This is a genomic window from Streptomyces sp. NPDC088746 (genome assembly GCF_044751065.1).
In the GTDB taxonomy this organism is placed as follows: Bacteria; Actinomycetota; Actinomycetes; order Streptomycetales; family Streptomycetaceae; genus Streptomyces.
The window spans coordinates 1-21,057 of record NZ_JBIVLA010000003.1 but is presented as its reverse complement, the minus strand read 5'-3'; the positions used below and the strand labels follow the sequence as shown (position 1 = coordinate 21,057).

Sequence of the window (21,057 nt, the reverse complement as noted above, 5' to 3'; positions counted from 1 at the left end):
CCTCACACGATCAGGCCAGACCCGGCGACCTCAGGACACGGCAGCGTCGCGGACTCGGATCGGCCGGCCAGTAGACGTAGCAGCCCCCGCCCGCGCCGTTCGCGTTGTAGCGCTTCGTAGGAGCCAGATGAGGGGCCGGTAGAGCCGGGCGAACCCCCAGGCTGGGGCTGAGCCACATCGCGGTCCTCTCGGGGGCGGCCATCGCGAGGTTCTTATGGACCATCTCGCCGATGACGAGATGGAGAAAACCACGGGTACGAGCGCGACCGCGAAGCCGAGCGGGCGGCCGAGCCCTTCGGGAAGATGCACCGCGTGCAAGACCGGTTCTCGGAGATGGGCGACGGTCGGCTCGGCGACGGTGCCGAGGGTGAGGGAGCAGACGGTGATGCCGAACTGTGTGGGGCGGTCGGTGTCTGGGGTTGGATGCGGCGTGACGGGTCAGGGGGGTCAGCCGGTGAGTGAGGGCGTGGTTACTGACTGGGGGGGTGCCCCTATGTATTTGGTCAAGGTCGGAGGCCAGTAGGTTCGGGTGGTCGAGGGTGGGGGCCGAGCTGTAGGGGTGGGCATGGGCGATAGTCAGATCACGATCGAGCTCACGGCTGATGAGGCGCTGGTGCTGTCGCATTGGCTGGAGAAGCTCCAGATGATTACGGCCGGCGGCTTGAGGCGGCTCGTCAGCGGTTGCGGCCGGAGGACTGAAGGATCGGTTTGACCTCGTCATCTGGCGGTGGCGGGTTGAGGTTCGTAGAAGGTTCCGTCGCGGAGCATCGCGAAGAGGACGTCGGCTCGTCGTCTGGCGAGGCAGAGGAGAGCTTGGGTGTGGTGCTTGCCCTGGGCGATCTTCTTGTCGTAGTAGGTCCTCGATGCCGGGTCGGCCAGGGCGGCGAACGCGGAGAGAAAGAAGGCCCGTTTGAGCTGCTTGTTTCCGCGTCTGGAGGGTTGTTCGCCGCGGATCGAGGAGCCCGAACTTCGGGTTGCCGGGGCGAGGCCAGCGTAGGCGGCGAGGTGGGCGGCGGAGGGGAACGAACTGCCGTCGCCGACGTCGATGAGGATCCTGGCTCCGGTCCTGACGCCGATCCCCGGCATGGACGTCAGGACCTTGGAAAGAGGGTGGTTCTCCAAGACTTCCTCGATCCGGGCGGCCAAGAGTTTGCGCTGGTCAAGGACGGCGGTGAGTGAGCCGGCCAGGCTCGGGACGATCAGTGCAGCGGCGTCCGTGCCCGGCGACGGTCTGTTCGTCCAGCGCGGTGAAGATGTCTTCGACCAGCCGCTCGGCCATCCTCGGTGCTCTGGGACGTATCAACGTGATCAGCCGTCGGCGTCCGGCTTTGCGGATCTGGGCCCGGGACCCGAACCGCTCCAGCAGGGTCAGGACGGCCGGGTGCTGCAACCGCGGCCCCAGGACTCGTTCCAGCGATGGATGGATCTGGGTTAGCAGGCCGTGCAGCCGGTTAGCGATCCTGGTGGCCTCGCCGGCGAGGTCGTCGTCGAAGCCGACGATCATCTCCAGTTCGGCGATCGTCTCGTCCTCGCCGTCGATCGCCCGCAGCGTGTGAGGCATCGCGCGGGCGGCATCCGCGATGATGAACGCGTCCTTCGCGTCTGTCTTGGCTTCGCCGGGGTAGAGGTCGGCGATCCGCCGCATCGTCAATCCGGGCAGGTAGGCGACCGGGCAGCCCATGTCGCGGGCGACGGCCAGGGGCAGGGTTCCGATCGAGGCCGGCTGGTCGACCACGACCAGCACCGTTCCGTGCTTGGCCTGGAGTTTCGCGAACAGCTCGCGGAGCTTGGGCTCGGTGTTGGGCAGGCGTTTGTCGAACGCCTTCTTCCCGGCCGGGGTGACGGCGGTGGCGTGGTGTTCGCCCTTGCCGACGTCCAGGCCGAGATAGACGTCGATGTTGCCGGTCTCGATCACGTGCATACTCCGGTCGTGCTTCTGCCCGGCCTCGTCCACGGCACCGATCGCCACATCCACATTACGAAGAGCCTCCCGACCTGCGAAGAGTCGGTGGTTATGCCCCTAATCAGCGGTCAGTCAGTGCCTCCGGGCCCGGTGACACCACCCTCCGGATCATGGTTAACAAGGGGGGGAAGTCATGCCGGGCCCGGAGGCCGGTAGCCCCATTGCGGGGCCACCAAAAAGGTAATGGGGGGGGACTTGGGGTGGGTGTGGCTGTGATGGGCCGGTGCAGCCCGTTCCGTGCCGCTGTCTCGGGAATGGTGCTTCTGGTTCTTCGGTGCTTGTGCGGCGTTGTCACTGTGGTGGGTGTTGGTGTCCGCGGGGGAGAAGTTTTTCGGTGGGGGAGCCGAGTGCGTGGGGTGAGGTCGCGTCGGGGTTGCGGGTGCCCAGGCTGGTGGAGTGAAGGTGTGGCGGTGGCTGGGGCTGCGCGCGCGGAGGGCTGAGGAGCGCAAGCTCCGGGCCCGGCTGGAGTTGTCCGACCCGGGGTGGGAGGTACTGGCACAGGCGGGTGGGAACGTGGCGGTGCTGCACAGGCACCTGACAGCTGCTGGGGGCGAGGTGCCCTCGCTCGCGTGGTTGTACCGGGTGGTGCATCGGGACCTTCGAAACGGCAGGGTCCTGCCGGACCGTGCGGTGGTGTGGCGGGATCGGGAGGAGCGGGAGACGCGGCAGGCACTGGCTGACCTTGCGCTGGCCTCGCCGCCTCAGGGTGCCGTGGCGCAGGAGACTGCGCTCCGGCTGCCGCGCTCCGAGGCGATGGCGGTGCCTGTCGTGTTGGTGGGGGAGAGCGGTGCGGTGGCGGGTGTGGCTCTGCCGGCGGGAGCGAGGTTGGTGCGGACGTCTTTGGTTCGGGCGGTGGCGGAGGCGGTTGGGCAGGCGATGGCGGCCGAGGGCGCGGTGTGTGTGTTCGGTGGGCCGGGGCAGGGCCGCGGCCGTTCGGATGGCGCTTGGCGAGGTGCCGCGGGCTGGAAGGTGACGTGGGTGCCGGTGGCGGTGCGTCCGTCGGTGGTCGGCATGAGGCGGGTGGTGTTCGACGCGCTGGCACTGCCGGGCCGTTTCCCGCACATTTCGGCGCTCGCCGACGCCGTAGTCGCGGGCGCTCTGGGCGAGGCGCGGGTGTTCGTGATCGATGAAGCGCAGACTCTGCCCGTGTTGTTGTGCCTGAGTACCTCCAGAGCCTGTGGGACCACCCGGGCACGCGGATGACGCTGGTGCTGTGCGGGGCGGGCAGTGAGCGGTCGCTGGCCCCGACTGCCGCACAGGCCATCGGCACCGATCTTGCGGATCTGGCGCTGCCGGACCTCATCCCGCCGGCCGCGCCCCTAACCGGGTGGCGCACCCCGGCTTCCCTGACCGCCTTGACCACGCCAGGCCGGCCGGCCCCGCTCCCGTCCGGCGGTGATGAAGAGACCGCTCCGGACCGCCGCGACGGGTGGGGGTGGTGGGTGGAGCTGGTCAACCTGTACCGCACCACCCGAATCAACGTAGTCGTGGTGCACCGTGCCGGGCTGCACGCGGGCCTGGCCCGCCTGCTGCGCCACTGCGACCGCCGCGTGATCACCACCCACGCCGCTCTGCAGGCCCTGCACCCGCCCGCCGGAGTGGCACCAGACAACTGACCGCGTACCGGGCGCCCTTGGAGGGCCGCCGCCCGTAGGGCGCTGGCCTCTGCACAGTGTCGTGCCTGGTCGCCTAGGCCGTGTTTTAGAAGTGGGGTCTCTGTCTCGCCTCGTGCCGTGATGATCTCGGTGTGGGGCGAGGGGATCTTTCAGATGACCAGTGGGCGGTGCTGGGGCCGTTGTTGCCGGTCGCGGTGTTGGGCAGGCCGTCGCTCGGCCGGCGTCGGTTGATCGACGGGATCCGTTGGCGGGTGCGGACTGGTGCTCCGTGGCGGGATCTGCCATCCGAGTACGGCCCTTGGCAGACGGTCTGTGGGCTCTTCCGTCGCTGGCAGCGCGATGGCGTCTGGTCGGCGGTCCTGACCGGGTTGCAGGCCCGGGCGGATGCCGCCGGTTTGATCAATTGGGACGTGAACGTCGACTCCACGATCTGCCGGGCCCATCAGCACGCGGCCGGTGCCCGGCGGGACAGCCGAGCCCAGAAGGAACCGCCGGGCGGCAAGCAGGCCGAACCCGACGGCCATGGCCTGGGCCGGTCCCGCGGGGGGCTGGACCACGAAGATTCACCTGGCCTGCGAGCAAGGACAGAAGCCGTTATCGCTGCTGGTCACAGCAGGTCAGCGTGGAGACAGCCCGCAGTTCACGGCGGTGCTGGAAGCCATCAGGGTTCCCCGTCTCGGGCTGGGCCGGCCGCGGGTTCGTCCGTTGCGAGTGCGGGGCGACAAGGCGTATTCATCGCGCGCGAACCGTACGTATCTGCGTCGGCGCGGGATCCTCTGCACGATCCCGGAACCTGCCGATCAGGTCGGCCGCCGCAAGCGCCGGGGAACGGCTGGCGGGCGGCCTCCGGCCTTCGACCGCGAGGACTACAAGGCTAGGCACGCGGTCGAGTGCGGCATCAACCGGCTGAAGCGGAACCGGGCGGTGGCCACCCGGTTCGACAAGGTCGCGGTCTGCTTCGAGGCGACGATTCTCATCGCCGCGATCAACGAATGGCTGTGACCTGCCGGAAGTGTCAGCCCCGCGTGTCATTCTGGCCGCGATCAGGTCAGCAGGCTGAGGGGAGACAGGGCCGATGGGAGCCGCGTACTACCGGGCCGAGAGTGAGAGCGGCGACCACATCGAGGATCCGTCCGAGGACGCGCTGTTCATGCTGCTCTACGACCTCAGCGGCTCGGACAACACCTTCGTCGTCATCCAGCCCGACGAGGACGACCCGGTCTGGTTCGCCTCGGTCGCGGTCCTGGACGAAGGTGGATACGAGGTTGTCCGCCACGACACCACCCGCCGCGAACACGACGTCCTCACCGAGACCAGCATCGCTCGGATCGCCCGCGACCTCACGATCTGGATGGCCGCCCGGAACTTTCCCGAACAGCCCACCCAGCACACCAGCAACTTCTAAAACACCGCCTAGCTTTTCGGCCGGCAGCCCCGAGCGGCTTCCCGGCTGATGGCGGCGGCCATGCATGGTGACCGCCGGACTCTGGTGGCTGGTTGGTTGTCGCTGTTTGTTGTGGGTGGGAGGGGTGGAGGGTTGGTACCGGGGCGGTGGCTGGTTACGCGGGACCGTCCGGCACGGCGGACCGGCCTCGCGGCGAATGGCGCCAGGCCTGCGGCCGGGCAGTCCACGGCCTTGGCCTGGTGTGTGGCTGCAGGGGCGGGCCGGTGGTGGGCTTCTTGAGGGCTGCCCCGTGCGGCATTCACGCTCCCATCCTGTGAGTGGCCAGTATCGGCTCAATGGGTGTCCAACAAGGCGCCAGTTGTTGACCATGTGTTGTTAGAGTCGTGGTATGAGTGAAGTGAACGGTGTGGAGATGCTCTTGGAGGAAGCCCGGTTGACGGCTTCGATCCCGCCGCCGGCTGAGCGGCAGCGGTTGCGGGAGGCGGCGAGCCTGTCCCGCGCCCAGGTTGCCGAGGCGGTGGGTGTGGGGCGTTCCACCGTTGCGAACTGGGAGACCGGTGTGTCCGAGCCGGCTCCGCCCGGGCGCCTGCAGTACCTGCGTCTGCTGAAGGGTCTTGCCGAGATCTACCCGGCCACCCCCACCCCCACCCCCACCACCCCCACCCCCGCCGCCCACGCTCCTGCCCCCGCCGCCGCCCCGGATCCCGCCTCCGGGCCCGGTGTCCAGGAACCCGCTCCTGCCCCCGCCGCCGCCCCGGAACCTGTCTCCGGGCCTGGTGTCCAGGAACCTGCCCTGGCGTCAGTCGGGTTCAGGCCCGTCCTCGAGACGCTGCGCGCCCCGGACGGGCGTGCTGTCCAGGGCGAGCCGGGTCCTTGTATCCGCTGTGGTGTCACCACCACCTATCAGTCGACTGATGGCCGCCCGCTGCACTCAGGGGCCCTGTGCCGGCCTGTCGGCCCGGGCGCCGTGGCCTCGCCGGCGCTCGCCGCTGCGGCATCCGCCTCACCGGCCGCTCCCGCTCCGGTCCCGGTTGCTCCGGTCCCGGTGCCGATGGCAGTGCGCCCGGAGCGCCGTGCCCGCAGTGCCGCTCGTGCCCAGGAGGAAAGCACCGGCCTTATCAGCCGCGCGGTCCGGGAGGAGCTCGAGCGTGCCGGCGGCGACATGGACGTCGCGCTGAAGGCGCTGATCAAGCGTGCGATTCCTGACGTGATGCACCTGTTCAACGAGACCAGGGCGACCGCCCGCTACGACTACACCGCCTACCCGGCACTGCCCGACATCCTGAGGAAGCCCAGCAAGAAGGAACCGGACCGGATCTGGGAAGCCCGCCCCCGCTTCCATCACCCCGGCTACTCACTGCGCACCCCCGGCGACGTCAAGGTCACCGCCCTCGACGTGAACGCCGCTTATCTGTCGGCTCTCAAGTGCTGGCTGCCGATCGGGAAGCTGGAGCACCACGCCGGCACGGACGGTGTCGAACCCAAGCGGTCCGGGGTCCACCTGATCACCCCCGCCCCGTGGGAGCATCCGCACCTGCCCGACCCGATCGGCGACCGCGACGAGCCCGGCGCCCTGTGGGTCACGAACGCGACCCTCCGCCTCCTGCAGCGCCTCTCAGGCCCGAAGCACGCCCTGGCCGAGGCCCCGGTGATCCATGAGTCGTGGACGTCCGGGGCGACGGAGAACTTCCTGGACGCGCTGCGCAAGCTGCTGTCCGCCGCCCGGGACGAGGCGATCGAGAACAACGACACGCTGACGCTGGAGTACGTCAAGGCGATGTACAGCAAGTTCATCTCCACCATGGGGGAGTCGATCCACAACCGGGAGATGGTGCGCCCGGACTGGATGCACGTCATCCATTCCCAGGCCTACGCGAACTTGTGGGGCAAGGCCTTCAAGGCTCATCAGGCGGGCCTGGAGGTCATCAGCATGATGGGCACCGACGAGCTCCACGTCACCGGTGACTGGCGCAGTGTGTTCCCCGAGGGCAGGGGCGTGGCCCAGATGAAGGTCAAGCACGGTGATGCGAAGGCGTCCGGTGAGTACACCGTCGGCAAGGTGGCCCGCTGATGGCCGGGCGTTGGATGGACCTGGGCATGTTCAACGCCCGCGGTATCCCGGGCGCGGATGCGTTGGGTGCGGCGATCGAGAACATGGTCACCGGTATCGCCTCACCCGTGGACAGTGACCGCGGGCTTTCCGCCCGCCTGCGCTACCTCACCAAGACCGATGCCGGATACGAGGCCATGGACCGCGCGGGCATCCACGTCTCCCCGCGCACCCTTGTGGCCTGGCTCGCCGAGGAGCGCACCCCGAACAAGGCGAACCGGACCCGGCTGGACGCGGCGTACTGGGATCTGCGGCGCCGCAACGTGGCCACCGATCTCAAGCACCGGCTCAACAACGAGGGCCGCGGGACCCGGGTGGAGATCAACCCGGTCGATCAGTCCGGGGTCGGGCGCAGGCACCAGCGTGAGCTGGCCAGCCGCAGCATCAACGTCCGCGGCGTGTGGGACCGAGCGGTGGACGCCTGGCTCGAGGAGGACCTGGCCGGGCTCGACGCGGTCTGGGACCAGATCATCGAGGACATCGGCTCCGAGTACGACGCGTACAGCAACGTCTCCTCCATCGGCTGGGCCGCCTGAGCCCGGCAAGCGCCTCGTCCGGGATTGCGGCTGCCTTGGGTAGGGCCCACCCGGGAGGGGCAGTCGATCGCCCTTGGGGTTCGAATGAGTTGTGCGTGTTCCCTGCTCACAGGTTGTCCGCTTTTTCGAAGCTGGTTCTCCGGACCGGTAGGGCGTGGATTTATGGGGCTTTGGGGCGAGAGAGTGTCCGAGTGAAGATTCCACTTCACTACATCCTGGGGCTGTCGTGGTCGGCCTCGTCGCCGCGCTGATTTCCATGCCCTCTCCCAGGCCGGTCATGACTCCCTTGTCCGCGCGATCCGTACGGCTGCGAGCACGTTTGGTGTCGCCACGGCGCTCGGCCTTCTGATCGCGGGCCTCTGGCCCGGTGCGAGGCCCATCGTGAACACGTACTGGGCTGGAGGTATGAGTGTGTCGGGCCCGCGCACCATGACGGTGATGAGCCCTGGAACGAGGAGGTGCTGGTATCAGTCGCGGGCCGGCTGTTTCCTCCCCGATTTCGCATCAGCCTGCGGTGCGCGGCCACCGAGATCGAGATGTGCACCGCGGTGGAAGTCGAGCAGGGCGGTTTCATCGAGCCGAACAACGCGATCTCTGTCACCGGGCTCTCGTCCGGCTGGAGAAGGACTACGTCCGCGCCTCCGCCCGCAAGCTCGCGCTGCCAGTCGCACGCGCGACGGTGCCCGAGGACCTTCGAACAGTCATCGCACGGCTGGAAGTGGGGAGTCGATGGCTGGTCGCCAGGCAGCACGATGTGCACGGGCCTGGCGGACAGCGGACAGATCGCACTGTTGGAGGAGCTCCGGTGCCGCTGCGGACCCAAAGGGTGGTCCATCTACCTGCCCAGGATCGAGCAGACCGCAGAGGTCGTGTGGGAGGCGTCTGCCGACTGGTCTGCCCGACGCGTGATCGCGACGTTGGTCTGCCCAGCCACCCACGTGGGACGGATACAGGCGTACGCCGACCTGCAGTCCGCACGAGAATTCGGACTCCTGCCATCCTACGAGGACATGAAGGCGCGCTGAGCTGCACGGGGCGCTGCCCTTCCCCGGCGGAAAGAGGCGCGGACCGGCCGTGGCGCCGAACGATCTGGACCCGGCCGACCCGGCGACGGCGCTGCGCAGCTTGGTGCCGGCCCGGCGCCGCCGGTGAGTTCGGTCATCCGCACCGCGCGTCCCAGGACGGTCAGCTGCGCCTCGTCGGCCGGGTCAAGGTCAAAGGGGAGCGCTTGTTCCAGGGCGTCTGGGACGAGAGGGTCGCTACGGGCGCCTGCTCCCGGCTTCCGTCGGGTATGCCCGTCTCTGTCGGGTGGGGTGTCGCTGATGTCTGGCGTGGCAGGGTCAGGTGTTGTCCTGCGTGGCCGTGCTGCGGGATTCGTTCCCTTCCGGACTGGTCGTGTCAGGCGGGTTGACCTTTGGTGATGCGTGGGGAGGGGGCTCGCCGGGCGCGGGCTGGAGGGGTGCGCGCATCACGCTGGGCGGGGTGGGTGTGGATCCGGGGATGTTGAGGCGGACGCGAGTGGTCAGCGTCGCTGTGGGGAAGCACTGGACGTCTGGCTGCTGGCCGGTGGTCTTGTCCCCCTCGCCGTGTGTGGGGCAGGCGGCGCCCAGCACACAGACCACCGGCAAAAGGGAGGGCTTCGGGGGGAGCCTTCTCGTGCCGGGAAGGGCGTGGGCCGGTGTGTGCGGGTAGGGAGCTGCCGGTGTGCTCGGTGGCGCCATGGGATCGGCCCTTTGCGGTGGTGGGGACGGCGGCGCTGGGGGGCGGGGCCACGCCCCGGAGGTCCGCCGGGGAAGAGGAGGCCGTCCGCTGAGGCCGGGTACCCGCAGGGACAAGGTGGGAGTGTCCGCTGCGGGGAGGGGTGGGGGGCTGCTGGCGGGCGGGCCCGGCTCCAGTGGGGGAGTGGCGGCGCTGGGGTCTGAAGAAGCCACGCCGCGCAGCCCGGGCGCGGGGGCCGCGGGCGCGCAGCTCGAGCACAATTGTGGTACCCAGCCCTGCCCGTCGTCGTATCCGAACGAGGGCCGGCGGCACTGGGGGCAGGCGAGTTCCCCGCGGCGCTGCGCCTGGTCGATGAGGAGTTCCCGGCTCATTCGCGCGGCGGCGTCCTCGTCGGCGGTGGAGGGATCAGGCACGTGAACCAGGATCTTGAGAGCGGGCTCTTTGCGTGCGGTGGACTCCAGCTCGCTCATCAGCAGCTGCAGATCCCTGGGCGTGACACGGTCGTGGACGGTCAGCATCTGCTGCGCGGTCGGGCGCCGGCGTGAGCGCAGCCGGCTGCTGCGCCGGTCGGCGTCCGCCCGGTCCCATGCCTTCGTCCACTCGGGAAGCTCGCTCCTGCGCACGTTGCATGCCTCGGCGAACGCCGCCACGAACGTCCGGCTGGGCGTGGAACTGCCCTTGAGGACCCGCCCGACCGTGCTGTGCGGGAGGCGCCCCACACCGCCCAGACGGGCGTCCAGGGAGCGCAGGGGCGGCCTTCCGTCGTCGTGGTGGAGATCGACGATCGCCGCGTGCAGGTCGGCGAAGTCCTTGACGACGCTGATGTGCACGCCGCTGCGATGGCCGCTGAACACGCCCTGCGTGCGGGCCTCGTCGCGCCGGGCGTGTTTCCACAGCCGCTCGGCATCCTTCGTACTGAGACCGCAGGCCGCGGCGTAGGCGAGGACCACGACCATGTTCTGCGGGACACTGCGCCCCGAAGCGGCGCGCGCGAGAGTGTCCGCGCTGTACTCGGTACGAGCGGAGAGCTGCTCGTAGGTCAAAGCGGCAGCGGACCTGCCATTGCGCAGCCAGGTCACCAAGGCCAGCAGTGACCGGCTGCACGGGGGAACCGGGTTCTCTCGGCGCGCCATCGGACGCTCAGGCCTGCGCGGGCCGCACCGCCGCGGCGCGCTCGCGCCGCAGCCTCACCAGGAGACGGCGCCCCAGGGATATGGCCTCGAGGACCAGGACGAGCACGCTGACGGCCGGCAGGCCGGCGGCGGCCAGTACGGCGGCGACGATGATGATCACGATGAGGACGGCTGCCTCGGGCGCCGTCAGGGGACGCGAGGTGCCGCACGTTTCCTTGTTCAACTCACTGCCTAACTGTTCGTCGGGGACTCAACTGCACGTACTGCGGGCTCAACTGCGGTTACTGCGGGCTGTGCTGATGGTGCGCCGGGTCGGTTGCCGCCGCCCCGGGTGGTTAGCGATGTTGCAGCATCCCGGCCCGCAGTACTAACCCCCAGGCACGCAATCCGCAGGTGTGTCCCTTGGTCGGGCTGGGCCCACGTCGGCCCCTGCTTGGGGATCGTGCCTGGTCAAGGGTGGTTATGCGGGCTTCTTTCCGCAGTTGCGTCCCACCTTTCAACGGGCATGATGGTGACTGAGAGTGACAATCCGCAGGGTTGTTCCACGATCCACTACCGCTTTCGGACACGCCGAAACCCACATCACCGCAGCTCAGGACAGCACTTGTCACCCCAGTTCCCGCGACCGCGTCCCACCCTTGACCTTCGGGCCCACATGCCTGATCTTTATGCGTGCCTGACTGCACGCCTCACGGCCGCCGGCGGGCTCTCCGAAGTACTGCGGGCAACACAGTCACCCAGGAGATGGAGCAGCCCCGTTGCCGCGGGGATGTCCACTGTTCTGGCGCCGCCCACCGCGGCGCCAGAACAGCATCCAACCGCCAGCCCGGCACCAGGAGGCACTCGCACCCCGGCGCCCCTCACCACGCGGGTCGCACGAACCCGGGCCAGGTCAAAGCCCACCGAAGCCGTTGCCCATGTAGATCCATGCCGTGCTCGCCGCAGTTCGCGGCCCGCACACGCAGACGCTGGAACTCGGCGTCGACGAAAGCGGTGTCACCGACCTCCACAGGTGCTCCGCCTCCGCCTGAACAGGCCCACGGGCGCAGGCGGGATCATTCAGGCGGCTTCGGCGTGGGAACGATCGAGGAGGGGGTGGGGCTCGTGACGAGCACCACCGCCTCGGGGCGTGTAGCGAAGACGTGATGCAGCGCGGCAGACCGTTACCCGCACCGACGCGCACACACCTTGGTGGCCATACCTCACGGATACGTGAAGAGAGAATTCCGCTTTCTTTCGAGTGGGCTGCGAAATCGAAATGCCCACATTGAAGGTCTGGCGCAGGGTGGCGAATTCCGTCGGTGTCATATGTGCGATGAAACTTCGGTAAGACTCGTTGGTGGCCAGAAGCGAGCTCCCTCCGCCCCCACGTCACCGTTGCTCCGCGCTGGACGAAAGGCACCTGAGCGGAGCGGCCGTCGGCCGCGGTCCGAGCCGCACGAGCCGGGCAGCACCCCACCCAAGCCCCTGCAGACCAGTGAGGAGAGCGATGCACGACCACCGACTCCACACGCCGTCCTACCTGCATGCTTTCCATCTTCCGGCATTCCGGCGCCGAGTTCCTCGGACCCGCGGCCCTTCACCGCGGCGGGCCGACACCGGCACAGGCGAATAAAACGACCCTTGAATTCGGAGATACAAAGATGCCCGTACCTCATTTCGTCATCCGGAAGACGACACAAAGAGTCGTCCAGAAGGCGACATCACCTGTTCGCCCTCAGGCCGAGGGAAACCGGCTGCACGCCTGGCAACACCTGACCACCCCTCAAGCTCCCACCGGCTGGGCGGGAGAGATGGCAAACGTGAGCGGCCCCCTCCCCCCGACCGGCACGCTGAGGGAAGTCGCCGACAAATACGACGAGATCGCAAAACTCGTCGAACTGGACGCTGCCGACGAGATCACCGAGACCGACCTCCTGGCCAGCATCCTGGTCATCAGAGCGCTGCGCGAGAAGCTGGCCGAGGACGAACGCCGCCTCATCGCCGCCGCCCGCCGCAAGAAGGTCACCTGGGCACGCCTGGCAGAAGCACTGGAACTGCGCAGCAGACAGGCAGCCGAACGCCGCTACCTCCAGCTGCGCACCGACATGGATGAACTGCACGGCTCCACGCTGACGCAGCAGGAACGCATCGGGTACGCCCGAGACCAACGCGACCGGCGCGCCGAACGCGCATGGGCGGTCAGCAACGCCACAACGATCCGGGAACTCGCCCAACGGCTGCTGAACGTACCCGATCTCCAGGTCAGGGCCGACCGCTCGGTCACCGCCCAGAAGACGCACGACACCGCGATGCGCAGCGCCATACAGACCGGCACGCCGCTGCCGCAAGCGGCTCTCAGCATCCCCTGGCCCCAGCGGCTCAGGCAGGCCTACGAGGCCGACACAGCCCTCCAGGACGCCCCGGCGGCCCAAGGCGCCTCCGACCTCAACCCCGCCAGGCTGAAGGCGACGCGGGTGGCCAACTCGATCCACCAGCTCTCCGGGCTCCTGGCAAACGCCGCCAACCCCGAGAACGTCGACCTCGCTGACCAAGGGGACCTCCAGCCCGCCGTGACCGCCCTCTTCGCCCACCAGGACCGCTTCACCCTCCCCACATAGACAGCTCAGAACGAGCAGAGCGGGCTCCAGACTGTTCGGCGCCCGGGCCGCGAGCCTGTCAGCGGAATCAGCAACCGCGGACTCCAGAGGCATCGGGACCGACACCGCATGTTCGGCCCGACCCCATCACCGTGGCGGCCGAGCTGGGCAAACACGGCGACCTCACCCGGGCCGGCAGCGCCCCGTACCTCCCCACCCTCGTGCAGGCCGTGCCCAGCGCCGCGAACGCGGCCTACTACGCCGGCATCCTGCGCGGCCTGGCCCGCAAGCGCCGCCTGGTCGAAGCAGGCACAAAGATCACGTACCTCGGCTACGGCGACGGTGACGCCGACGAGGTCACCGACGCGGCCGGCGCCGAGTTCAACTCGGCCGTCGACATCAAGGACGACGCCGCCAGCTTCCGCCCCCGTGAGCGCTCCGTGTCCCCGATGGACCGTCTCGAAGCCCGCAGCCGCGGCGAGGTCACCCGGGCGTACCCACCGGCCTCGTGGACCTGGACAACCTGACCAACGGCTTCCACGGCGGCCAGGTCATCGTGGTCACAGCCCGCCCCGCGATGGGCAAGTCCACCCTCGCCGTGGACTTCCTGCGCGCCGCCACCATCAAGCACAACTACTCCGGCGCCCTGTTCAGCCTCGAAATGGGCGGCGACGACATCCACGAACGCATCGTGTCCGCCGACGCCAAGGTCGCCTTCCACAAGATGCAGACCGGCGACCTCACTGACGAGGACTGGACCCGCCTCGGCCGCAGCATGCAACGCCTGGAGAAGGTCGACCTGCACATCTTCGAAGACGCCAGCCTCACCGCCACCCAGATCAAGGCCCACTGCCGCCGCCTCCAGCAGCGCGGCGGCCTCGACATCATCGCCGTCGACTACCTCCAGCCCATGCAGTCCACCGGCCGCCGCGCCGAAAACCGGCAGGTCGAGGTCTCCGAGATGAGCCGCCAGTTCAAACTCCTCGCCAAAGAACTCAACATCCCCGTCGTGCTCCTGCCCCAGCTCAACCGCGGGCCCCAACAGCGCACCGACCACAAGCCGGTGGTCTCCGACCTGCGCGAGTCCGGATCCATCGAGCAGGACGCCGACACGGTGATCCTGCTACACCGCGAGGACGCCTACGAGAAGGAATCACCCCGGGCCGGCGAAGCCGACCTCATCATCGGCAAGAACCGCAACGGACCGACCGCGACCATCACCGTCGCCTTCCAGGCCACTACAGCCGCTTCGTCGACATGAACAAAACCTGAGGCGACGATCTCCGTCCCCAGCTGCCCCAGAAGCCCCCTGTGCGCCTCGCTCGCCGACGATCTCCGTCCCGGAACGCCTCGGGTCGATCGGAATGGAGATCGTCGGCGAGCGGCCCACGTGAGCGATCTTCGCGAGACCGTCGACCTGCGGCGCCTCACCTCTGATCAAAAACGGGAGAATATATAACAACTGATCCGCGTGCTGCCGAAATCAACACCGGGCTCTGACTTCGACGCCCTCGCCAGTATTCGAGGGCGGCACCGACACGATCATGGGGAACCTGCTTGCCGCTCACACTTCCGTAAATGTCGACCGCCCTCATTCGCTCAACTCGGGCCGCCGGGCACGCATCGACCGCGCCCGTGAGGCGATGGAGCGGTCCAACCTGCTGATGTGGAGCGCCGCGCAAAAGCAGGGCCGACCCTTCGCCGCCTTGATGGCGCAGTTGAAAGCCCAGCCGACTGTCCAGCTTCTGATCGTGGATGGATACAGCTAGGCCTCCTACAAAGAGCCCTCCGAGGCGTCCACGTTCGCCGAACTGGAGAAATTCGCCCATGAACGCGACGCCGTGGTCCTCGTGACCGCCCACCTCAGCGCAGACTCCGACCTACCTGAGGCCGAACCCCCAATCCTCGAGGAACTGAGCCGCTTTGAGCGGCCCCTCCCAAAGGCTCCGACAGCAGTGATCCTGGACCGACCCGACCGCGACGGAACGGTCCCCCGGCGACGCGGCGAAGTCGACCTCATCGCCGCCCACGGCTGGTCCGGTACCGGCACCGCCACCGTGCGCTTTGGACCCGAGTACCACCGCTTCGTCGACCTGCCCAACACCTGACCCCCGCGCCAGGCGAACCCCTCGTCATCACCCCGTGAAGACCGGCCGTTTGCTGGCGGCCCAGATGCTGCCCGCCCGGGAGCCGTCACCCGATCGGATGATCCACGCCGACTCCACGGCACGGCGGTGCCCGGACCGGGACAATGCGCCGGTGAACATCATTTCCAAGTCCGTCGCGGTGACGTTCGGGGCCGCTCTGCTCCTGGCTGTCTCCGGTTGCTCGGTCGATTCGCCGCAGGAGCACTCCCAGCGGCTGCAGAAGGCCGCCGGCCTGAAAACCTTCCATATCGACACCAGCAAGGAGCTGTGGACCACGACGTCGGACCAGACCCCTTACGACAACAGGGAACGCCCGATCAAGGCGAAGCTGACGCCCCTTCCCAACGGGCTGCAGCGAGTCGAGCTCTCCGGCGTGAGCCTGGCTAACTACCTGCGCGAACTCGACCACGACGCGCACGGAGGAGCCAGCGGCGATACACCCTGGGGGCGCAGCCGGGACGCGGAGTCCATCCGCATGTACGACGAGATCTCCGCGGTCCTGGACGCGTCCGTCGAGCGGCCTGCACCGACGGACCCGCCCCTGCGGATCGTCGTGGACAACGCCTTCGTCGACGCCAAGTCCTCACGATGACCGCCTCCACCTCAGGAACGGGGGAAGCCACGACGAAGAAGCTGCGCACTGCTTCTTCGCCCAGAACCCCGAGCTGGCACGGCTGGCCATAGAGGCCCTGGACGCCCTCGACGTCCCGCCCGACGCCCGCGCCGGCCGCCCTCGCCGCACCTCCCCTGCCGACGGTCAACGCCGCCGCGAGATACGCCCCGTTTCCTGACCCGCGCGACAATCACGAGCGCGACCCTCCGCCAAACGGCGCAGGGCCGAATCGCATGCCGGAAAGTCGTCCCGCGAGGTCCCTAGTCCTTCGGCTTCTCGCCGACCGGCAGTGCACATCTTCCCCGAAGAACTCAACCACTACGTCTTCGGCCTGGCACCCATCAGTGTCAAGGGCGGAGAGCAGAAAACAGCGCCCGCACACCCCGCCCTCTCACTCGTCCCGTAGCCATGAGCATCTCGCGGCCAATGCCCCGTCGAGCGATGCCACGCGCCGCTGTCAGTCCGGAGCTTTCCGCTTGCACCGCACTATCGGCGGCTTACTTGATCAGCGGCCACAGAGCAGCGGCAGTGCCTGCCACAGTTGCCAAGCCCACGACGATGGCGCCGATCCGGCGGCCCGTCGTGCCGAACAGTCCCGGCTCGTCATCGGTGCTTGGCGAGACCGTGGCACTGCTTTCCCCGGAGGCGTGCGCGCTGGTCACCGTCACACGGGACCGGTTGCCAAGGACGGCAACGTCCAACGCCTGGCCGAACTGCTCGGGGGTAGGAAGGTTGCTGTCGTCGGAAGCCATCGTGGCCCGCAGCTCGCCCATGAGGTCGGCCAGCGCTGTCCGCACCTGATCGATGACACCCAGTACCGCGGCCACAGCTCAGTACAGCTCGGTGATCTGCTGGCGAGGGTTGCCGATGTCATGGTTCATGTACCGCACCAGATCAGCGGCTCCCGGCAAGCTGAGCTTCAAAGGCATGTCTGCCTCGCTGACCCGACGGGCCGCGGCCTCCAACTCGCCGACCCCCATGCGTAGGGGGAGCTCATTGGTAATCAAGTCGCGGGCAAAGTCAGGCAACGCGCCGGGACTAATCTGCTGGCCGGTGATGATCCCGTTCGCCACCATCGCGTCGATCCGCACAGACGCCACCACCATGCAGTACGGCGGGACGTCCGCCAGGTCCACGCCGTTATAGCCCCGTAGTTCACGCTGCGCCCAGTTGCGAAGAGCCGCCGAATTGGCGTGACCTCCGAGGATCACACACTTGCGTAGGGTTCCGGCAAACAGCCCGGCCTCCGCCACACCCGCGAGCACAGAGCCGTTGATCACCGAGCCGAACCTCACGGCCTCCCGCAGGCCGCTTGCGAGCAGCCCTTAACCCGCACGGATGAATCCCTGGCCTGCGGCGCCCTACCACTACTTCCTGCGGGTGACGTCGTGTCAGTCCCGCTCCCTACCGCCCGAACCATGACATCCGCGCCGTAGGTGGCGCCCGACGAACGGTGGTGATCGGTCATGTCCCTGGTCGACGGGCTACGTAGCCCTCACCCCCCACTGCGCCGGTTCCTGGACCGCGAATTGTCCGCCGGTCCGAAGCCGTTGCGTGACAACTACCGCGCTCAGCACCGCGCCGACCACGTCCTGCTCCCGCCGCCCGGCGTCGGCACCGAGGCCGGCACCGTCGGCACGGCAATCGACCAACGGCTGCGCCTGGCCTTCACCGCAGCCGCGCCCGTCGACGACGCCTCTCTGATCGGGATCGATCTGTCCGGCGGGATCAGCGGCCGCGGGGCCGGCCTTCGGATGCGCGCCGCCGGAAACGAACTCGCGGTCCGCCTGACAGAGACGGTGCGCCGCCCGGACCTCGACAACAGGAACCAGCCGATCGACCACGGCCAGGACGAGGAGGAAGACCTGGCCCGCATGCTCATCGCCGCAGCCTGGTACCAGGCCCTCGCCCGTACTCCGATCGGCTTCTCCTTCACCCCGCTGGCCAAGGCCGCCCTCGAGGACCCCGGCGCATTCACGTTCACACGGCTGCTGGAACTCCCACACCGCGGACCTGGTGGCCGACGTCACCAACCAGCTCCACGCCGCCCCCCACAGCCCCCTGCAGGCTCTGCGCGCCCGCACCAGACCAGTGGACTGCGTCGGTGGGCCGACGTTCGCCGACACCCAGATCACCGCCGACGCCGACCTCGTCGTCAACGGCCTGCTCCTCGACTTCAAAAGCGCCCGACGCCCACTGCCCGAGATGTCGCAGCGCACGGCCTGGCACCTGACCGGCTACCTGCTCCTCGATGCCACCGACCAGTACCGGATCGACACGGTCGGCCTCTACCTGCCGCTCCGGGCCCCTCACCTCCTGGCCCGTCGACGACTTCCTCGCCCTGCTGGGCGCCTGCCGCCGCGACCTCACCGAGCTGCGCGACGTATTCGGGAAACTCCTCGCCGGATGCCGGGGCCAGGCCGACGCCCGGTACTTCGCCACGGACGAAGAGACCGAACGCGTCCGGCAGCTGCTGGAGCGCCTGGCGGCAGTCGCCGACCCCGGCTGTCGCCCGGTGTGCACCCAGCCACTACCCGAAGCCACCCGCCGCCCCCGGAAGTTCTGCACCGCCTGGTGCCGCGACCGGGACAAGGTCCTCCACCGCCGCGGGCTCATGCCCGGCGGCCTCCACCCGCTACTCCCTGCCCCTCGCAAGCAGCGCCTGGACGTTCCCGACGACGCGGAGCTTGTAAGCCTCACACTCCGCATGCCCAGGTAGGCGACCCCGCAGCCACTGGTGCGTGCTCAGACTTCCCCTCTTCTACCTGGCTGCCTGGCTGTGGGTGTGTGGCTGGTGGGCGGGCGTGGTCTCGGGTAAGCGGGGCGGCGCTGCGCTGGCCCCTTCCACGACGGGTGTCGATTCCTCGGCTTCCACACCCGCTCGCTACCTCTTCACGGACACGTACTCGGGCTCTCCCTCATCCGGGTCTCCCGGCTCGCTGAAGAGCTTGATGTCCCACCACAGCACCTTCTCCTGGAGCCAGTGGAACCCCGCGGCCAGGTCCCAGGGTTCGGAGCTGGTGGTGAACCTGACTTCCGCATGGCGAGCGCCCTTCTCGCGACGGCCCTTGAGCGTGAGCCATTGCTGGGACTCATGGTCGAATTCCAGATGACCGTGCACGAAGCGATGCCGACTCTTGAACTGCTCCTTGCACCGCTCAAGGACCTCGAGCAGCGCCTCGCGCGAGGCGGAAGGAACGCGGCCTCCCTCGATGGCCTTCAGGCTCTTTATGCACTCATTGGCGAAGAACGAGCCCGTTCCCCCGGCCTCGTAGGCGTAGGCCCGGGGCGCACCTGCAAGGTGCACCAAAAGGCCGTGAAGCGTGTACTCCAGGAGCGCCGCTTCGCGTACGAGGAGGCCGACTCCCATCGTGAGCTCCGCCTCCTCCTCGTCCATGCCGGCCGCCAGCCACGGGATCGGGGGAGTGAACGCTGGAACGCTGGGTGCTTCCTCGGGGTCGGGCTGGGACGGGAGCGACTCGGGCATGCGTGCCTCCATGGTGGTGCTGATGCGCCTGTGAGACCCGCGCGACCTTCGGAAGGTTGCCTCACACAGGCCCCTCACCACTCGGTAAGGGCGGGCACGATGCCACTGGCCCTTACTCCGCCTGCGGGGCCGGCCGCTGCGCCTTGTGCTCGTCCTCGGTGGTCTCGGCGGCGTACATCGCCCGAGCGTCGGTGACGGGGCCCGCGCCCAGGTCCGCTCGTTCCCGCCGTGCGTACGGGCCAGCCGCCCGGCCAGGCCCCGCTGGTGTCCAACGGCCCGGCGGAGCTCCGCGAGCGCGACCTGGACGGCCTGAGCGCGCTCTGCAGACACCGGAAGCCTCCCCGGGGCTCTCCCCTCCGTGCTCGGCACCACTCTTGCGCCCGGAGACGCCCAGCAGGGCGGTTCCTACGGCCTCCTGGTGCGCAGCCCAGAACGCCTCCACCTCGGCTTGGTCGTAGTGGTGACGTGGTCGATCGTGACCACCCGCTCCGTGACGGCGCTCCTGCGGCTGCTCGTGGCGCAGGGCGTACCACCGGGCCCCGGTCGAGCGTCCCGCCCCGGCGCACCAGGTGAACGACGCACAACTGACGATCACGCGCCCCTCGACGACTCGGTGACAGCAGTAAGCAACGGGGCGTCGGCAGACCTGTACCTCGTGCTCAACTGCCATGACCGCCTTACTGCTGGTCCCCTACACCGGGTGATTCTGGAGGATGCGTCCCGCCGCCGTTCTTGATGTCCGTGTCGCAGGTTGCTCCGCCGGCTTAGGACTGGTCATTGGGGATCAATAGCACTTGCGGGTGGAGCTCAAGGCGCCAGTCAACGACCGCAGCGGTGACGCCGAGAGGCTGCCCAGACATGTCCTCGACCTGCACCCGGACACCGGCCTCACCGCGCTCTGCCATCGTGTCGGTGCAGACCCAGGAAGAGCAGCCGGACAGGGCGAGAACCGCCAGCAGCGAAAGGGCCCCTGCTAGTACACGTACACCGGTAACACTGAGTTGACCTCCGGTCAGGGTAAGGCCGAGCAGCGTATCCCGGGGCTCTGGCAGCTGCGGGTGATGCCCTGTGGGGGCGTAGTCGCGGCGAAGCATGCCGGCGCTGCGCCAGCCAACGTGTCCGGCTGTCGCGAAACGCCGGGGCCGACAGCGGGCGATCCGGTAGACGTCAACGCCTTACACGGCCGCTCGCGCCCCTCGAAGCTCCGTTCTCGTGGCACCCACTGCCGTAAACTACTGAGCTCCCTGAGCGTCAGAAATAATGGACTCAGGGGTAATTGGAGGCCGCGCGAGACCTATGACGAACTGAATAGCAGTGAGACGCGGAGTGCTCTCACACGAGTTCGCACTATTTGGTTTTCGAAGGTCAGAAGCGGATTTCGATATCCGGTCGGCGGTAGAGCAGATTCCCAATTTCTACCATGCATCTTGGATGATGCAGGAGGGCGTGTTCTGAGTCCAGTTCTTAGCTGCTATCAGAAATGATGCACGCGGTTCGCGTCCGGTCCCTTTCTGGTGCGTAGTTGTCGTGACGTCAGCCATGAGCCGTGCGGTAGATGGTGATCCGGCATCAGCTCTGTCTGCACTGCGGAGCCGTGCAGACAGAGCGTCCCAGGGCCTGACCTCCTGTCACCCCCGGGGCCTGCTGTCGCCGAACATGCCCGCACCAATCCCCGCACCCCGCGCGGGAATTCCGGAGGAATTCCAAAACCCATTCCGGAGGAATGGGTTTGAAAGCCCGTAGGGCTTT

General features: G+C 68.2%; 19 protein-coding genes and 3 pseudogenes. 14 read left to right on the top strand and 8 right to left on the bottom strand.

Going from position 1 to position 21,057, the window contains the following annotated elements; all coding sequences use genetic code 11:
- Positions 1–129: 129 nt before the first annotated feature.
- Positions 130–399: pseudogene (locus ACIP63_RS14550) on the bottom strand (CNNM domain-containing protein); the annotation flags it as partial.
- A gap of 166 nt (positions 400–565) precedes the next feature.
- Between ACIP63_RS14550 and ACIP63_RS14545 the strand changes: the two are divergent.
- Positions 566–712 carry a hypothetical protein gene (locus ACIP63_RS14545; RefSeq protein WP_401515210.1) on the top strand — a complete coding sequence of 49 codons (147 nt, stop codon included), beginning with the start codon at positions 566–568 and terminating at the stop codon, positions 710–712.
- 5 nt (positions 713–717) lie between these two features.
- Here the strand turns inward: ACIP63_RS14545 and ACIP63_RS14540 are convergent.
- Positions 718–1,921: pseudogene (locus ACIP63_RS14540) on the bottom strand (IS110 family transposase).
- Positions 1,922–2,359: 438 nt separating this feature from the next.
- On the opposite strand from ACIP63_RS14540, the gene ACIP63_RS14535 reads away from it, so the two are divergent.
- The 7 genes from ACIP63_RS14535 to ACIP63_RS14505 all read left to right on the top strand — a co-directional run bounded on the left by ACIP63_RS14535 (position 2,360) and on the right by ACIP63_RS14505 (position 8,655).
- A complete protein-coding gene (locus tag ACIP63_RS14535) occupies positions 2,360–3,166 on the top strand; it encodes a hypothetical protein (RefSeq protein ID WP_401515207.1) in 807 nt (268 codons plus the stop codon).
- Positions 3,163–3,579, top strand: coding sequence for a hypothetical protein (locus ACIP63_RS14530; protein ID WP_401515204.1), 417 nt, complete (start codon positions 3,163–3,165; stop codon positions 3,577–3,579). The genes ACIP63_RS14535 and ACIP63_RS14530 overlap by 4 nt, the downstream gene beginning before the upstream one ends.
- 131 nt (positions 3,580–3,710) lie before the next feature.
- Positions 3,711–4,581, top strand: a protein-coding gene (locus ACIP63_RS14525; protein WP_401515203.1) for an IS5 family transposase whose coding sequence is annotated in 2 segments (ribosomal slippage) — positions 3,711–4,130 and positions 4,132–4,581 — 870 coding nt in all. Because the reading frame shifts where the segments join, the coding sequence is not laid out codon by codon here.
- Between the two features lie 73 nt (positions 4,582–4,654).
- Complete coding sequence (locus ACIP63_RS14520; protein ID WP_401515200.1) at positions 4,655–4,984, top strand: hypothetical protein; 330 nt, start codon at positions 4,655–4,657, stop codon at positions 4,982–4,984.
- A gap of 388 nt (positions 4,985–5,372) precedes the next feature.
- Positions 5,373–7,055: a helix-turn-helix domain-containing protein gene (locus tag ACIP63_RS14515; protein WP_401515197.1), complete on the top strand. Its 1,683-nt coding sequence runs from the start codon at positions 5,373–5,375 to the stop codon at positions 7,053–7,055.
- Entirely contained in the window at positions 7,055–7,630 is a 576-nt protein-coding gene (locus tag ACIP63_RS14510; RefSeq protein WP_401515195.1) for a transcriptional regulator, read from the top strand. Before ACIP63_RS14515 ends, ACIP63_RS14510 begins: the two co-directional genes overlap by 1 nt.
- A gap of 458 nt (positions 7,631–8,088) precedes the next feature.
- On the top strand, positions 8,089–8,655 hold the full coding sequence (locus tag ACIP63_RS14505) for a hypothetical protein (RefSeq protein WP_401515192.1): 567 nt from the start codon (positions 8,089–8,091) through the stop codon (positions 8,653–8,655).
- Positions 8,656–8,970: 315 nt separating this feature from the next.
- On the opposite strand, the gene ACIP63_RS14500 is transcribed toward ACIP63_RS14505, so the two are convergent.
- Together ACIP63_RS14500 and ACIP63_RS14495 are read right to left on the bottom strand one after the other, a co-directional pair.
- Entirely contained in the window at positions 8,971–10,482 is a 1,512-nt protein-coding gene (locus tag ACIP63_RS14500; RefSeq protein WP_401515189.1) for a helix-turn-helix domain-containing protein, read from the bottom strand.
- 7 nt (positions 10,483–10,489) lie between these two features.
- Positions 10,490–10,705, bottom strand: coding sequence for a hypothetical protein (locus ACIP63_RS14495; RefSeq protein ID WP_401515186.1), 216 nt, complete (start codon positions 10,703–10,705; stop codon positions 10,490–10,492).
- Positions 10,706–12,284: 1,579 nt separating this feature from the next.
- On the opposite strand from ACIP63_RS14495, the gene ACIP63_RS14490 reads away from it, so the two are divergent.
- From ACIP63_RS14490 to ACIP63_RS14470, 5 genes and pseudogenes are all read left to right on the top strand, one after another.
- Complete coding sequence (locus tag ACIP63_RS14490; protein ID WP_401515184.1) at positions 12,285–13,082, top strand: hypothetical protein; 798 nt, start codon at positions 12,285–12,287, stop codon at positions 13,080–13,082.
- Between the two features lie 119 nt (positions 13,083–13,201).
- Positions 13,202–14,333 (top strand): annotated as a pseudogene (locus ACIP63_RS14485) (replicative DNA helicase); the annotation flags it as partial.
- Positions 14,334–14,605: 272 nt separating this feature from the next.
- Entirely contained in the window at positions 14,606–14,830 is a 225-nt protein-coding gene (locus tag ACIP63_RS14480) for a hypothetical protein (RefSeq protein WP_401515181.1), read from the top strand.
- 186 nt (positions 14,831–15,016) lie between these two features.
- Positions 15,017–15,169 carry a hypothetical protein gene (locus ACIP63_RS14475; RefSeq protein WP_401515179.1) on the top strand — a complete coding sequence of 51 codons (153 nt, stop codon included), beginning with the start codon at positions 15,017–15,019 and terminating at the stop codon, positions 15,167–15,169.
- Between the two features lie 151 nt (positions 15,170–15,320).
- Entirely contained in the window at positions 15,321–15,800 is a 480-nt protein-coding gene (locus ACIP63_RS14470) for a hypothetical protein (protein WP_401515176.1), read from the top strand.
- A 518-nt stretch (positions 15,801–16,318) separates the two neighbouring features.
- On the opposite strand, the gene ACIP63_RS14465 is transcribed toward ACIP63_RS14470, so the two are convergent.
- From ACIP63_RS14465 to ACIP63_RS14455, 3 genes are all read right to left on the bottom strand, one after another.
- On the bottom strand, positions 16,319–16,648 hold the full coding sequence (locus ACIP63_RS14465; RefSeq protein ID WP_401515173.1) for a hypothetical protein: 330 nt from the start codon (positions 16,646–16,648) through the stop codon (positions 16,319–16,321).
- A 3-nt stretch (positions 16,649–16,651) separates the two neighbouring features.
- Positions 16,652–17,101, bottom strand: coding sequence for a hypothetical protein (locus tag ACIP63_RS14460; protein ID WP_401515170.1), 450 nt, complete (start codon positions 17,099–17,101; stop codon positions 16,652–16,654).
- Between the two features lie 204 nt (positions 17,102–17,305).
- Positions 17,306–17,851, bottom strand: coding sequence for a hypothetical protein (locus ACIP63_RS14455; RefSeq protein ID WP_401515167.1), 546 nt, complete (start codon positions 17,849–17,851; stop codon positions 17,306–17,308).
- 221 nt (positions 17,852–18,072) lie between these two features.
- Between ACIP63_RS14455 and ACIP63_RS14450 the strand changes: the two genes are divergently transcribed.
- The gene (locus ACIP63_RS14450; protein WP_401515164.1) at positions 18,073–18,540 is read left to right on the top strand and encodes a hypothetical protein; all 468 of its coding nucleotides are present in this window, start codon (positions 18,073–18,075) and stop codon (positions 18,538–18,540) included.
- 165 nt (positions 18,541–18,705) lie between these two features.
- On the opposite strand, the gene ACIP63_RS14445 is transcribed toward ACIP63_RS14450, so the two are convergent.
- Positions 18,706–19,308 (bottom strand): hypothetical protein, encoded by a 603-nt coding sequence (locus tag ACIP63_RS14445; RefSeq protein WP_401515162.1) that lies wholly within the window; start codon positions 19,306–19,308, stop codon positions 18,706–18,708.
- Positions 19,309–21,057 lie beyond the last annotated feature (1,749 nt).

What these genes read in the sequence shown, in the direction of transcription:
- ACIP63_RS14545 (WP_401515210.1), top strand. Translation starts at nt 566, where the DNA reads ATGGGCGATAGTCAGATCACGATCGAGCTCACGGCTGATGAGGCGCTG.
- ACIP63_RS14510 (WP_401515195.1), top strand. Translation starts at nt 7,055, where the DNA reads ATGGCCGGGCGTTGGATGGACCTGGGCATGTTCAACGCCCGCGGTATC.
- ACIP63_RS14530 (WP_401515204.1), top strand. Translation starts at nt 3,163, where the DNA reads ATGACGCTGGTGCTGTGCGGGGCGGGCAGTGAGCGGTCGCTGGCCCCG.
- ACIP63_RS14515 (WP_401515197.1), top strand. Translation starts at nt 5,373, where the DNA reads ATGAGTGAAGTGAACGGTGTGGAGATGCTCTTGGAGGAAGCCCGGTTG.
- ACIP63_RS14500 (WP_401515189.1), bottom strand. Translation starts at nt 10,482, where the DNA reads ATGGCGCGCCGAGAGAACCCGGTTCCCCCGTGCAGCCGGTCACTGCTG.
- ACIP63_RS14445 (WP_401515162.1), bottom strand. Translation starts at nt 19,308, where the DNA reads ATGCCCGAGTCGCTCCCGTCCCAGCCCGACCCCGAGGAAGCACCCAGC.
- ACIP63_RS14450 (WP_401515164.1), top strand. Translation starts at nt 18,073, where the DNA reads ATGCCACCGACCAGTACCGGATCGACACGGTCGGCCTCTACCTGCCGC.
- ACIP63_RS14520 (WP_401515200.1), top strand. Translation starts at nt 4,655, where the DNA reads ATGGGAGCCGCGTACTACCGGGCCGAGAGTGAGAGCGGCGACCACATC.
- ACIP63_RS14480 (WP_401515181.1), top strand. Translation starts at nt 14,606, where the DNA reads ATGGGGAACCTGCTTGCCGCTCACACTTCCGTAAATGTCGACCGCCCT.